Source organism: Leptospira alstonii serovar Sichuan str. 79601, assembly GCF_000347175.1.
In the GTDB taxonomy this organism is placed as follows: domain Bacteria; phylum Spirochaetota; class Leptospiria; order Leptospirales; family Leptospiraceae; genus Leptospira; species Leptospira alstonii.
The window spans coordinates 24,623-38,142 of record NZ_ANIK01000026.1 but is presented as its reverse complement, the minus strand read 5'-3'; the positions used below and the strand labels follow the sequence as shown (position 1 = coordinate 38,142).

Annotated in this window: 7 protein-coding genes, 2 pseudogenes and 1 riboswitch; of the genes and pseudogenes, 1 reads left to right on the top strand and 8 read right to left on the bottom strand. The window is 45.1% G+C overall.

The window, feature by feature from the left end:
* Window positions 1-123 precede the first annotated feature (123 nt).
* Window positions 124-220, bottom strand: a riboswitch (TPP riboswitch).
* 383 nt (window positions 221-603) lie between these two features.
* The 5 genes and pseudogenes from LEP1GSC194_RS05465 to LEP1GSC194_RS05445 form a co-directional block, all read right to left on the bottom strand.
* Window positions 604-1,917, bottom strand: a pseudogene (locus LEP1GSC194_RS05465) (adenylate/guanylate cyclase domain-containing protein).
* 10 nt (window positions 1,918-1,927) lie between these two features.
* Window positions 1,928-3,448: a WGR domain-containing protein gene (locus tag LEP1GSC194_RS05460; protein ID WP_020772675.1), complete on the bottom strand. Its 1,521-nt coding sequence runs from the start codon at window positions 3,446-3,448 to the stop codon at window positions 1,928-1,930.
* A 145-nt stretch (window positions 3,449-3,593) separates the two neighbouring features.
* Window positions 3,594-5,585 (bottom strand): WGR domain-containing protein, encoded by a 1,992-nt coding sequence (locus tag LEP1GSC194_RS05455; protein WP_020772672.1) that lies wholly within the window; start codon window positions 5,583-5,585, stop codon window positions 3,594-3,596.
* Window positions 5,586-5,641: 56 nt separating this feature from the next.
* On the bottom strand, window positions 5,642-7,546 hold the full coding sequence (locus tag LEP1GSC194_RS05450) for a WGR domain-containing protein (protein WP_020772685.1): 1,905 nt from the start codon (window positions 7,544-7,546) through the stop codon (window positions 5,642-5,644).
* Window positions 7,547-7,565: 19 nt separating this feature from the next.
* Entirely contained in the window at window positions 7,566-8,159 is a 594-nt protein-coding gene (locus LEP1GSC194_RS05445; RefSeq protein ID WP_020772648.1) for a hypothetical protein, read from the bottom strand.
* A 542-nt stretch (window positions 8,160-8,701) separates the two neighbouring features.
* Between LEP1GSC194_RS05445 and LEP1GSC194_RS05440 the strand changes: the two genes are divergently transcribed.
* Window positions 8,702-10,630: a SpoIIE family protein phosphatase gene (locus tag LEP1GSC194_RS05440; RefSeq protein ID WP_231384469.1), complete on the top strand. Its 1,929-nt coding sequence runs from the start codon at window positions 8,702-8,704 to the stop codon at window positions 10,628-10,630.
* A 92-nt stretch (window positions 10,631-10,722) separates the two neighbouring features.
* Here LEP1GSC194_RS05440 and LEP1GSC194_RS21135 read toward each other — a convergent pair.
* The 3 genes and pseudogenes from LEP1GSC194_RS21135 to LEP1GSC194_RS05430 all read right to left on the bottom strand — a co-directional run.
* A pseudogene (locus LEP1GSC194_RS21135) lies at window positions 10,723-10,956 on the bottom strand (ATP-dependent DNA ligase); the annotation flags it as partial.
* Window positions 10,957-10,976: 20 nt separating this feature from the next.
* A complete protein-coding gene (locus LEP1GSC194_RS20805) occupies window positions 10,977-12,845 on the bottom strand; it encodes a WGR domain-containing protein (RefSeq protein WP_020772691.1) in 1,869 nt (622 codons plus the stop codon).
* Between the two features lie 69 nt (window positions 12,846-12,914).
* Entirely contained in the window at window positions 12,915-13,265 is a 351-nt protein-coding gene (locus LEP1GSC194_RS05430) for an imm11 family protein (RefSeq protein WP_155826346.1), read from the bottom strand.
* Window positions 13,266-13,520 lie beyond the last annotated feature (255 nt).

Sequence of the window (13,520 nt, the reverse complement as noted above, 5' to 3'; positions counted from 1 at the left end):
TGTTCTCCCGGCGTCGGATCGGAGAGTCGGAACGAAAGCCGAGGAAAAACACCAAAAACAGGAGTTCGCCAGAAATTCTTTCTAAAACAAATACGGAGTTATATTCAAAAATTTGAATGAAAAAATTCTATTGGTCCGTTTTCCTACGCAGGCTTTATCCTGATCAGGTTCCGGGGACTCTCTCAGAGGCTAATCTTTAGCCCCACCCCCAACGTCCAAGTGTAGAATTTGTCGGAAAGAATGTTACGACAAGGAGAAAAAGTTCTATAATTTTTTTCTTCTAAGTTACGTGAGTTCGGTATAACGAATGCGAAAGCGATTGTCGCGGGATCAACAAATTGGAATGACGGAAGAATTGCGTTTTTCGAGCAAACCATCAATTTGTTGATCGGAGCAGAAAGCGCGGTCCGGCCCTTGGCAAAGCCAAGGGCCGGATTCGCCCAATCGAATGTTCCGTAGCCTTTTATGCGCCGCGCTTGCGTTCGGCCCTAAGATTTCGGAATTTACGGGAGTTCCCGCATTTTAAGAGATCGGATTTCAAGTTTTACGAATATTTTTTATTTGATCCTAGGTTTCGCAAAACTCGATCGGATATACAAAAAATCAAAGATCGGAATTCATAACGATTTTTGCGCCGGTTTGAAGTCGGCGATAAATATCCTTGAATTCCTCGTTGTATAGATAGTGCGTTCCAAATCTCGGTTTTAGACCTTCGAGAAAATACATGGCAATCTCACCTTTGTTTTTCGCGGCTACACGGCCGCGAGACGTTAGTCGAAATAGAGGTCTTAGTAATTCGTAACTTGCCGCCGAAACGTTGATCTTACCCGGTTCGCCCGAGGATTCCATTCTGCTCGCGGTGTTTACCGCATCTCCCCAGATATCGTAGCTGAATTTGTTTTTACCGATCACTCCGGCTACTACGGGGCCCGTATGAAATCCGATTCTGACATCCCAGTAGGCGAATCCTTTTTGTTCCCGTTTCGTTTTCAATCGATGAATCGCATCGCGCATTTTGAGCGCGGCCAAGGCCGTATCGTAAACGTGAGTATGATTCGTTTCCGGAATTCCTCCGGCGCACATAAAACTGTCGCCGATCGTCTTGATTTTCTCGAGGCCGTGTTCCGCACAGATCTGATCAAAGATGGAAAAACATTCATCGAGATTTTCGACAAGTTCCCGAGGAGGCATTTGTTCGGAAATCTGCGTAAAACCTTTGAAATCGGTGAAGAGTACGGTCGCAGACGTTATGTGCACCGGCGCGACTTTTTGTTTTTGTTTGAGTTCCGTTACGATCGTTGTCGGTAGAATATTATGCAACAGACGATCCGATTCGTCTCTCGCATCCTGGAGCCTTTTTTCAAAAACCTCGTTTACTGTTTCCTGATAGTTTTTACTTTGTTCAAAAAGAATTCCCCAACCGGCTTTGGAATCCATATTCGGAATCGTTAACATGATTTCGCGCATCATCTCCCGCATATTGTTTTCTACGCGTATGAGAAATGAAATCGAAAATCCAGCCTGCGTATAGTCGAATTGTTTAAAGTTGTCGAGCGTGGCTTCCTGAAAACGCCTCGTACTTTCTTCGGAGTTGTCGCGTAACGCAAGCAATCGTTCGATATAAAGACGGTTATAACGGTCGAATAATTATTCGTCGTAATGAAACGCAAAACGATTGCGTTTTGCCCATTCGCGGACGAGGTTGAACGGCGGTTCCGTCGAATTTTCAACGCCGGGGAATTCGCGCAAAACTCGCGCGAGAATTTCGCGGTTTGTTTCCTCCGAGGTCTTGCCGTCGTAACCGACCTTCGTTTGTAGTTGTTCGGGTTTTATAAGTTCCGCGAGCAAGTGGTGATAAAAATAACGAGCCAACTCGTTTGCGATCGTCGAATGGATGTTTTCAGTGAGATTTTGCATCGTTGTTTAATTAAACGTTTTTATATTTAAGCTGCTTTAAGTCGCAATCGCTCTCGTCCGCGTCGGTACGAATTCCTAGATACGTCGGCTGATACAAGGAACCGCCGCGATACGCGTACAAATAACGCACTTCGATGATATCGTTTTCATTAGGTATTTCTGCGTTAGGCGGAATTGTTACGTTGCCGACGGAAATCCACGAGTCGCCGTCGTAAAGTCGCATACTCACGCTACGTTTGAGATTTACGGTTTCTACGTTTACGGTGGCCGTTTCGTAAAATTTGAATTTGATCTGAGTTCCTTTGCTCGCGGGTCTACCGGCCTTGTAAGGTGCGTTCAAATCTTTGAATACGATGCCTTCTTTTTGTTTTTCGCGTAATTCTTCGAGTAGAGCCGTTTTGTTTTTTGTAGAAGTGACCAACTCCACAAGGCGAAATATTCCGTTCTCCCGAGTCCGGCTCCTTAAAATAGTTTGTAAAAGCGCATAACGTTCTATATACGGTAGATGTTGAATCTCTTTCCCGTCTTTCGAAAAGATATCGAAAGGATAAAAGACATCGCCGATCGTTTCTCCGTCTAGAATAAAATCTTCCTGAAAATCAAGAGCCTGATCGTGTATGATTTCCGAAATGGCGATGATCAATCCCTTACGATTGATTCCTTCCACCGAGTCGCCGATCTTACGGATCATCATACGATTGCCATCGAGTTTCTCTTGAGCCCCGTATTGATCGTTTTCAAGATAAACGGAAAGCTCTTCCGCGTCGATGGGATTGAGCAGTTGACAATGAATTCCGCTGATTCGTTCTTCTTTGCTCGTGTTCAGATAAGGAGTTCCGGATTCTCCTTCCGTGTATCCTTTTGCCATTTTGGAATTTACTAATTGACTCATAATTTTTTGCGCGGCTTCGTAAGAGACGGGTTTTGAAGTTTTTGTTCCGGTTTGAAGCGTGCTGCCTCGCCTACCGAAAGCGAAATTTACGACGTAACCGTTTTCTTCTTCGTCGATGTTCACGTGATAAACCTTGTCGCTGCCGTCGCCTTGGTAATGGAGACTGATTTTATCTTGAGGTTCGGATATTTCGGCTTCTGCGTTTTGTACTTGAGCTTCCGAATTTTTTCCCGTAACTTTCGTTTTTGTGTTCGGGTTTTGTTTTAGAATCTCATTGTCATCTGCAACTTCCGGATCTTGAAAGGATTGTTTGACCCCATCTTTCGATTTTTGCGATGACGGCTTTATTTCGTCTTCCGCTTTTTTTAGTACTTTTTGAGAAGTGGATTTTGTTTTTTCTTCCGTTTTCGAAATATCGGTTTTGTTCGTATCGTTTCCTTCCTGATAACCTTTTTTTAATTTTTCCCCGAGAAGTTTGCGTGCTTCTTTGACGCAGGTTTCTTCGCTTTCAAACGTTTTGGTTTGAGTTTGTCCGTTCGTTCCGGTTTTACCGTAAGTCACGGTGAAGGATTTTCCGGAAACTTCGATGTTCCAAAATTTATCGGACTTGTCGTCTTTGTACGTTAGGCGGTGTTTCATTGGATTGGGTTTTAATTTATTATTTTATCTTTATATTAAAATTTTATAAATATTTGTCGAATTCGGTGCCTCGTTCGATTCATTTTCCTCGGATCGATAAACGATTCTCAAAATAGCTTCACTCGTATATCGATCCTAATCGGTCTTATTTTTTAACCTTGATATACATTTCTCCTTTTTCGTTGACTTTATACTCGACATAGTCCGATTTTTTCACAGCCTCTTCGACTTGGGCAATTGTCACGTCGTGGTATTTGGTATTGGAGATGATCTTCTGAATGGCGCCGACGTGGTAAAACGAATCGTCCTCGATGGTGCAGAAGGCTTTGTATTTTTTCTTATTTTCGTAGATAAAAGGAATCAAAGCGACTATCTCGGCGATTGGGTCGGCAACGACGACGATCGATACGGGACTGGTAAAATCCCCCGTTTCGAGAATATACTGGAATCGCTTTTCACTTTGCTTGAAGAACTCGTATTTTTTTTCACCTTCGGAGGTTTTAATATAGAGATACTTGCGCCATTGTTTGTCGCAAATGGAGATCATGTCTTTGAGGACTTGTTTGATATCTTTTCGTTCCGCCCTTTGTGCCAAAAGTTTTTCTCCAGCCTCAATCGCCAGCTCGGGTTTATAGTCGCTGTTGTCTGCAAGGGTTCGCAGTAACGGGTCTTTGATTTCGGGATGGATGTCCAACTTTAACGGATCGCGTCCGTAGGAAACCGTCTTGTTCTTCTCCAATCGATCCTTTTTAAAACGTACATGAAATTTCTGGATTTGCTCGTCGGTGACGGGAGTTCCGTTGATATTCAGTTGTTCGAGTTCGGTAAAATTGTGGAGAAATTCGAGGTCGTTCAATTTCGTATCGCGCAGAGATAACTCCCTTAACTTTTTTAATTTCGCTAAAGAAGTAAAATCCAGGTCGGCGCATCTATCGGCGGTTAGGAAACTGATTTCTTTCAGCATCGAAACGTCTTTTACCGGCGTTCCGCTGATATCGACGCTAAAAAGTTTTTTCCCCGCCGTAGCCAAAATCGAAAGATCGGAAACGGAAGTGTCGTTCAGACGGATGATCTCGAGTTTAAATTTCTTTTCGACCAGCAGCGTTTCCAAAGGTTTAAGATCGGAGATCGCAGTCCCGTTTAAGTTGAGTCTTTCCAAAGTTAATATTTTTTCGAATGTCGGTTCTTTTTCTTTATTTTCGAATTGGTCGCGCAGGGCTTGTTTCCAAGCGTCGCTGAGGTTCTTCCACCAACCGGCCTTTGCGTCCGCGGAAGGGTCCGCCGGGCGTTCTATGACCGGTATTTCTACCTCGATTTCAAATTCATCGGCGAGTTGTTGTAGAAAGAGCGCGCCTATATTATAATATACTGGATTGATTTCGTCTTCCAGTTCGTGGATCACCGGAAAAATTGCGGGTTCTCCCTCCTTGTTTTTTTCAGTCGGGTGATAGATCCAATCCGAGTTATCCTGATAATGCAGCGGACATAGCACATTGCTTTCCTTACCGTCGAAAATTTCATAGACCCGATCGCCTTCGTCGAAGATATCGAAATCAAAGTAACATTTTCCCAGTTCTAACCGATCGGTTTTTAACGTGGCGTGTTTTTCGATCAGTTTTAGAAATGATTTTGGAAATTTTTTAAAGGAATTCGGATCGCCGGGAGATGCGACCTTAAGAGTCTTTCCGTTTTTGAATTCTACGATCAATGTTTTGCCGTTTACTTTTGCCGCCTTCGCATGTTCGAAAACTTTACGCACTACGGGCTCGAATCCGGGAGAATCGGCCAGATAGGAGAAATGTTTTGTTAAGGAGTCCTGAAGATCCTTTGAATTGGCGATTTCTTCCCATTCTTTGATGTAATCTGCCTTAGGCTCGCTATTCTTTTTTTCCGTGTTCGTGGCAGCGGATTTCGTAGTAGCAAGGTCGCCTATTTCTTCTACATAACCTTTTTTTAATTTTTCCGAGAGTAGCTTCTTCGCTTCCTTCAGACATTCTTCTTCACTGCCGAAAGTTTTTGTTTGCGTTTGTCCGCTCGTTCCGGTTTTGCCGTAAGTTACTGTGAAGGATTTTCCGGAAACTTCGATGGTCCAGAATTTATCGGACTTGTCGTCTTTGTAAGAGAGATTTTTTTTCATGACATTTTCCTTTCATGTATTTACTATTTCAGTATGAAGGCTAATAGAATGACCCTTCATTGTTTTGGCTTCAAAAATGCAGCCACGTGATCAATAAAAATGCCGCCAATACTATCGCCCAAAATAGGTTTGTGATACAAATTCAGGATTTCCGCAAAATTTTTCTTTTCGTCGTCATAGTCGGTTATATCTAAATACGGTACATGGTAATAAATTATCTTACCCGTAGTTTTTTCTCGGAAACCTGCAACATAAATGGGCCTGATCCATTGACTTAGCTCTAGTACAGTACACACTGTATCCTCCTCAGATTCGCCGTCCAATAATCTCTGATAAATAGATTCCAATATCTGAACATATCCGTCTATGGCATCGAGTTTTATTTTCTCTTTCGCCAATGACTTGCAGACCGCCAGTACGTCACCAATCAGCATTTCATCAACCCCGCCGTTAAATTCCGTTAACTGAACTAATCCTGACTCTTCTACATTTCCAAACTTGATTCTACAATGAACCTTTAAGATTTGATTAAGTTCATTGAAGCCATCACTATTTTCTGGCTTTTCAAATGGCTTTGAACAACATAAGACAAAATCATTGAAGATAAAGTTTAACTGCCCCCATTTCTCATCAAAATGTATATCTGTTATTTTTGCACAAATGGTTTGTAATAGATCCTCATCTGAAGCTGTCTTTGCCATGAACTTAAAATGTTCATACGCCGCACTTGGTTTATCGTCTGCGGCACATAACATTAGCCACTTGGTCTCAAAGTCATTCTCTTCTTCTTGGAAATTTGCTCCAGCCACCGCTTGCGAATAAGCAGCAAGAGCATCTTCCCCTCTAACAAAAATATGCGTCGTCATATCCAATGCTTTACCAAGACGAGTTCGCTTGATAGAGAAGGTAAGGCCTCGCAAAATATATTCCTTACGCATGACCTTGCTCTCAATTATATGGCTTTTTTGTTGTGTGCTATCCGCTGATCCTTTTTGGTTTTCAGGTTTGCGCTTACCCAAATACTTAGCCAGGCTTTTTGTGAAAAGAGGCCCAATGCCATCCATAAAGCCCGCACCTTCCACATCCTCGGCTTCTGGCGGAAAAAAATACAGCGATGGTTCGCCGTCTGCAGTATGCTCAGCAGGATAATACAACCACCAAGCCTCCTGATTTAGCTCTAGAGGACTGCGTATGTCCTTGGCTTTGATGCGCTTAGGCCAACTCTTAGGGGAATCCAAGTCACCGCTGGTTATTGTGCAATACCCATGGTCTCCTAACTGAAACGCGTAATAGTCCCCTCTTATGATTACCTGGATGTGTTCGTGATGCTGCATGAGTGAAATAAATGACTTAGGCCAATTCTTATAAGGTTTCAAATTGGGTGCGGGCTTACTGCACTTCATGATAAACGGTTCGAGTTCTCCTGATATTTCTTTTACATCATCATCCATTTGGGTAAAATCGTCAGCATCGCCAAAATCAGCAGCTCCAAGAAAATGCAATTCAAGCGTTGTCTCTCCACTCTTCGCGTTTTCAATAATTTTCACTGATTGTAGTCGTTCAAAAACCGAGGTCAGATATTCCTGGTAATGCGGCTTATCAGTCACCAAATACTCAAAATGAGATTTTGCGGCAGATCTAATATCAGTTGATGCCAGTAACTGCTTTATCCGTTCATCGTAAGTCGGTACATTTTCCGTCACATTCTTGGGGAGTGAATTTGATTTTGCAGTTCCCTCTTTAGGACTCATGTTAACGGAATCCACATATCCTTTCGTCAATTTTTCGTTAAGAAGTTTCTCTGCTTCCTTCAAGCACTTCGCTTCGGTATCAAAATCTTTAACCGAAGTCTGTCCGTTCGTTCCGGTTTTGCCGTAAGTTACTGTGAAGGATTTTCCGGAAACTTCGATGGTCCAGAATTTATCGGATTTGTCGTCTTTGTAGGTAAGGTTGTGTTTCATGTTAAATTTTCCTGATTCTTTAATGATTTACATTCATAGTCTCGTATCCGTTTTTATCCAGCAAACCAATAGTAAAAAGACTACTGGAATGTACGCCTATGCAGAAATACACCCGATCACGCCCTTGACTCAGAAGATATTTTGATGCTTCCGAAAAATTATCGCAACCAAAGTGGTGACAAAACGCAATCAAAACCAGGCACGCGAATATATCTGACTCGCGGAGATTATTGTCAATTGCTGCGAGGCTTCGCATTGCCTGAACAATCGAACTATTATCCATGCTGGATTGCGATCTAATATCCATACTCCAATCCGCATCATCTTCTGACCATTCAGGGCAGGAACATGCCATAATATCGCCATCGCCAATATCAAAATAGAGCGACCGATCGGAGATGAACCCAGTATTCTCTGTGTCGTTGCTTGAGGCTAATTCAATTAGCCAAGCTGAGAATTTCTTATAGGCTGCATCAAAATCAAAGTCCCGCGCAGTTTGAGCTTTTGCTTCCGGCCAAAGAGTAGTGATTCTCAGAACTTGTTTGCAATTTTCCTCAAAGCTTCCCAGCTTACTAGAAAATTCTAATATGATACTATCGTCGCTATCGTTCATCTCTAATAACCTCCTATTTATGTTGATCTGTGACACGTGAATCAAATGGCAAATTGCCAACCCATATGCACGTTGAATGGCCTCTCCGAGACCTCGATATTCCAGAATTTGTCGGTTAAGCTACATATCATACGAATGAACGTGCTTGGAGTACGGGAAATAACAACCCGGATTTAAACGAATTTGACAGGTGCGACCGGTGTCTATCTCCTGTTATGAGCGGTTGTTGCATATATGGGGATTTACGCCGGCATCTAAAAGTATTTTTACGATCTTCGAACTGCCTTCTTCCCAAACCCCAGTGCTACGTGTTGCGAATGCACAACCGGGTAGTAAGGGCAATTACCCTCGTTTGAGAGCTTGCCCTTTCCCAACCCGAATATGAATATTATTAGGGAATCTGGCGGATTTTCCTTCTGCGCAGAACTCAGCGCGAATCGACGCCTTCGGGTCGTCGGGGGGTATGGAGCGAACGTCTTTCACCTCGAGCTCGTGAAATAAAATCCGTATTTACACTCCCATGGGCAGGGCTAAGATAGTTGGTGCGTAAGGTTTTGCTAGCGATTGGCGTCTCGCTCTACGCAGTCATCGCAAACCCGCTGTTGGCTCAGGAAATCGACGTTGCAGCAATACGGCAGAATGTTCCGATTCAGCGCTACGTTCAGGTTCTTACTTTAGCCCATAAATCTGAACTAGCCGAGGCGCGGCGGGGCGGACAACCCTGGAAAAAACCGGGCGAAAAAGCGCGCGGCTTTCCCATCGGCGTCGGGGACGTCTGGGTCAGCTTTACTGTAAAAAATTCGACGCGGAAAAAAGGCCAATGGATGCTCGAATGCTATCCTGCGACGATCGATTATGTTGACGCGTACATCGTACGTCCCGGCGGCGTGGAAGAATTTGTCGCTGGCGACCGGCTGCCAGCGCGGCAGTGGAAAGTCTATAACCGCAGTCCTGCTTTTCCTGTCGATTTAGCCGGCGGCGAAAGCGCCGAAGTCTATGTGCGCTTGCGTGTTTCGGCGCCGTTCGACGCGTCCCTTGAGTTGATGGATTCCGAGGCGTTCTCACGCAAGGCTATTCGGGAATCCGTTATTTTTGGCTTATATTTTGGTGGATTGTTCTTTCTCTTTGTGTTAAGCAGCGTACTCTATTTTTTACAGCGCTGGCGCACTTTTCTTTTCTATTCGCTCTATGTTGCGACAGTCGGGTTTCTACAGGCGGCACGCTGCGGACTCGTGGCCGAGCTTGCCCCCTGGGGTGGCACCTGGCTTGCCAATGAAGGGCTGGTGATCAGTGGCATGATCGCCATGGCGCTTTCCGCCGCATATTCGCGCGAATTTTTGAACACCCGAAAAAATATGCCGCGCGTCGACTTGGCTTTCCGCATATTGATTGCCGCAATTCTTTGTGCTCCAGTCTTGTTCGCACTGGAACAAGAAACGATGCTGATCGCTCTGGGGCGAGGGTCGGTGCCTTGCCTCGCAAGCTTGCTACTGATTGCGGCGGTCATTGCCATACGTCGCAAAATATACCAGGCCAAATTTTTTTGCATCGGCTGGGGTAGTTTCTTCGCCTTTACCCTGGCGCAGATTGCGTCCAGTCTGGGTATTCTGCCGGTGGGCTTCTTGTTGCGCTATGGCCTGATGATGGGCATTCTTGTCGAAGCGACTATTTTTTCATTGGCCTTGGCGCTGCGTGTACGCGAAAGCATTTCTTTTGCCAGTAAGCAGCGAGCAGAACTGGCTTCCTACCAAAAGGAAATGGAACTTGTGCGCGTGGCACAGAACCGCATTTTTCCGGCGAAGGTGCCGCGGCTTTCCGGTCTTACAATAGAGACGCGTTATTTACCTTACTCCGCCGTCGGTGGGGATTTCTACAGCTACCATATTTTAGGCGAAGAGCGCATCGGTATCCTGATCGCCGACGTTGCGGGGCACGGATTACCTGCGGCACTGGATGCGACCATGGTGCATAGTGCTTTTGTCGGCGCCGAGCGCCATGCTGCTGCACCCGACAAGCTCTTGGACAGTATGAACCGCTACCTTGTCCCGCTCGTTGAATATCGCTTTGTCAGCGCAGACTACGTCGTCCTTGACATGGCAAAAAAGCAAATTATTTCCGCCACTGCTGGCCATCCAGCGCCGCTGATTTTGCGAGGCAATCAGGTTCAATCTTTAGATTCGATGGGATATTTACTCGGATTCCGCGCGGAAATTGAATTTCCCACACATACTTCCGTTTTGCAACCAGGTGACAGACTCATCCTCTATACAGACGGAATCTACGAGTGGGCAAAGGGGCAGGCCAATGAAATGGGCTATGATGTTTTCCTCAAAACCATTGCCCGCTGTTCCACGTTTACCGGACAACTATTTATCGACAATTTACTTTCCCAGATGAATCTTCACGGCCAGCCGGAGGACGATGTGACACTTCTGGTGGTTGATATAGAAAGCAAGGTGTCCAAAGTCTGAAGTGCTAACGGTAAAAGTAACCCCGAGTCTGACAAAAAACTGACTCCGCACATGGAGCCGGTTTGGGTGAGGTCGGAGGGGCTCAATCTGGCATAAGCCGCGGCCGGCTTCGAGTAAGCAATGGAATCCGCTTCTGGCATCGCAGCGTTCGGAGATATGGTCACATTGCCGACGGAAACCCAAGCTTTGCCGTCGTAAAGCCGCATACCCACGCTGTGTTTAAGGTTCACGGTTTCGACGCTTAATGTTGCGGTTTCGTAGAATTTGAATTTTACCTGCGCGGCTTTGTTCGTCAGTCGGCCCGCTTTTTGCGGTGCGTGCAAATCGTATGACTATTCGTACGATTTCAAAACATTCTTTCAGCGCGGAATACCTGGCCTTTTTTCCAACCGTTAACCAGTATCAGTATATCTGTTTTGCTGATGCAGAGCCTTCCGACATCATCCCACTCAAGGTTCAATGTTAGGTCTTGGGTCCTGATAACGGGTACAAGGGGATTGGTTAAGTCCATAGCTACAAGGATAATAGGTTGATTGTATCCGGCAACCATCGTGAACCAAAGCTCATTGCCGTAAACCGTTGCGTTTTCTACGTTGACGGTATTCTCGAAGTAATCATACGACTTATCGGTCTTGGTATCCCAGATGACTAACCCTCTTTTCCTTTTAGGAAAAATGGCGATCACATTGAGATGACTTAGCGCCACGCTGCGCGCATAATCACTGATAGGAAATTTCTTGATTTTCAAAAGCCGGGGGCGATGAGGAACGCTGATATCAAACATAAAAGCTCTCTTGCTGGTGAAAAGATAGAGTTTGGAATCCACGATTTCAAGGCTCACGAAAATATCACCGTACATTTCAACGCCTGCGTTGTCCATCACGACCTTGTTCTCTTTGTAAAAGAAATCGTGTTTTCCGTCCTTTAGCGAAATGACCGAACAAGAATGGCTTGATCCGATACCATATAGATAGTCACCCTTAAAAACATAGTGACCAACATAGTGCAAATCCGGACAAGCAACCTCCGTTATTTCGCCCAGTTCTGCGTTTTCGTTAAATACGCCGGAGAAGATCTTTTGGCTAGTCGCCGTCTTTGCATCCTTCTCAAAGCCAGTCATGACGATTTTTTTTCCTTCCAAAAAGAATTGCGTGCCTATAGTATCAAAATAACCTTCGGGGACTTTGGCGGACCTTGAAGGCAGATCTGAAAATTTACAGAGTTCTTGCGGAACGGGAGAAATGCTGAACGATGTCATGTTTTTATGAATGCGATCCACGCTGATAAAGTATGGTTGATCGCGAAGGCATTGTATTCCCTTTCTTTCGACATACATATCTTGCATCGTTCTGAATCCTATTTTGCTCTCGTTAAATTCTCGAAAAATAGGGTCGCCGGAGGGGGGCTTCGCCACGCTTCCCTTCTTAGCTACGTATTCATACTCAGGTATGTCCTCAATTGCCAGGTCTTGCGCAAGGCGTTTGAAAAAGACTTCATCGGCGGAGTTTTCAATGCAGTCCCTAACATCTCCACCAGCATGATCTAAAAAACAAAGAGCAGGTCGCTTTTTCAGGGTTTTAATAGTAGGATGGAAAAGCCACCAATTGGAGTAATCCGTTAAGGCGATCTTGACTTTTGAGAGATCGTCCAGCTCGTCGGCTATTGATGTACCTTCCAGAGCCTCCTTTTCGAAAGTGCCGTCGTCCCCGAATGCAACATCGATCGTATCCTTTCCAAAAGCGTATGGCCCTGCAGGGGAAACTCTCATAATGGTATCGCCAAACTCGACATGCAAAGTATCGTTTTCAATTTTTATCGTAGTTGCCCTGCTGAAAATAGGTTTCAACAATTTGAGGAATTCAGGTCTTTCCATTAAAGGAGACATATCTCCAATCAGTGCATTTCGCCAATCTTTTGCATGGACGATCTCCTCCCATTTTTTCAGATAGTTGGCCTTAGGGATATCGTTCTTTTCTTCCGATTCATTAGATTTCGTATTCGCGAAAGTGTTCTCTTCAGCATAACCCTTCTTCAACTTTTCATTGTGCAGCTTCTTCGCTTCTTTCAAACACAATTCTTCGCTGCCGAAAGTTTTGGTCTGGGTTTGTCCGCTCGTTCCCGTTCTGCCGAATGTCACCATGAAAGATTCCCCGAAAACTTCGATATTCCAAAACTTGTCGGATTTATCGTCTTTGTAGGTTAGGTGGTGTTTCATGGTTTGTTTTTTTTCCTATTGTTATTTTCGGAATTGGTTTTAAAAGGTAGTCGATCTGGGCCATGACAGCTACCCCGACCACTCTCCAGGGCCGTAGAAGACGAATCCCGGAATGCCTGCGCTTTCGATTGCTCGTTTGACCTCTTCACGTACAACGACGGCGCTCACGTTTTCCGCAAGGCGAAACAGGACCAGCCCATGGGTCTTTGATTCGTCGATGATCAACGCGTGAAAATCGACGTCTCCCATCGTGGATTGAGAGGTCCCCATCAGATCTGAAGTTTGCATGTCGGCACATGCAATCAGGCCCACGATATTGTAAGCCTTATAATTGGCGTATTCCTGACCTGTGCTGGGATCGCGGAGGACTGCATCGAAATACTGTATATTGTCGACACCGGCCCTGACGGAGTGCCTCAATGACATCCGCGCGCACTACCGGTATCGCCTCTTCATAGTACATGGCTTTGGGCAATCCAGGGTAATCAGGATCGAGGGTATAGACGAGCGGCTGTGGGACTAGCTCCCTGATCAACTGCCCATCAGACCAGATGCTGCGAAGATCGGGGCCTCTCGCAATCGGCATAATCGGATGCTTTCCTTCGCAGACCATAATGTAGTATGCCATACCCCTCTCCGTGGATTTTGATTCTTTATGGCTGTTCCTCGGTTTTT

Coding starts and splice junctions, on each gene's coding strand:
- LEP1GSC194_RS05460 (WP_020772675.1), bottom strand. CDS start 3,448: ATGAAACACCGCCTAACGTACAAAGACGACAAGTCCGATAAATTTTGG.
- LEP1GSC194_RS05455 (WP_020772672.1), bottom strand. CDS start 5,585: ATGAAAAAAAATCTCTCTTACAAAGACGACAAGTCCGATAAATTCTGG.
- LEP1GSC194_RS20805 (WP_020772691.1), bottom strand. CDS start 12,845: ATGAAACACCACCTAACCTACAAAGACGATAAATCCGACAAGTTTTGG.
- LEP1GSC194_RS05450 (WP_020772685.1), bottom strand. CDS start 7,546: ATGAAACACAACCTTACCTACAAAGACGACAAATCCGATAAATTCTGG.
- LEP1GSC194_RS05445 (WP_020772648.1), bottom strand. CDS start 8,159: ATGAACGATAGCGACGATAGTATCATATTAGAATTTTCTAGTAAGCTG.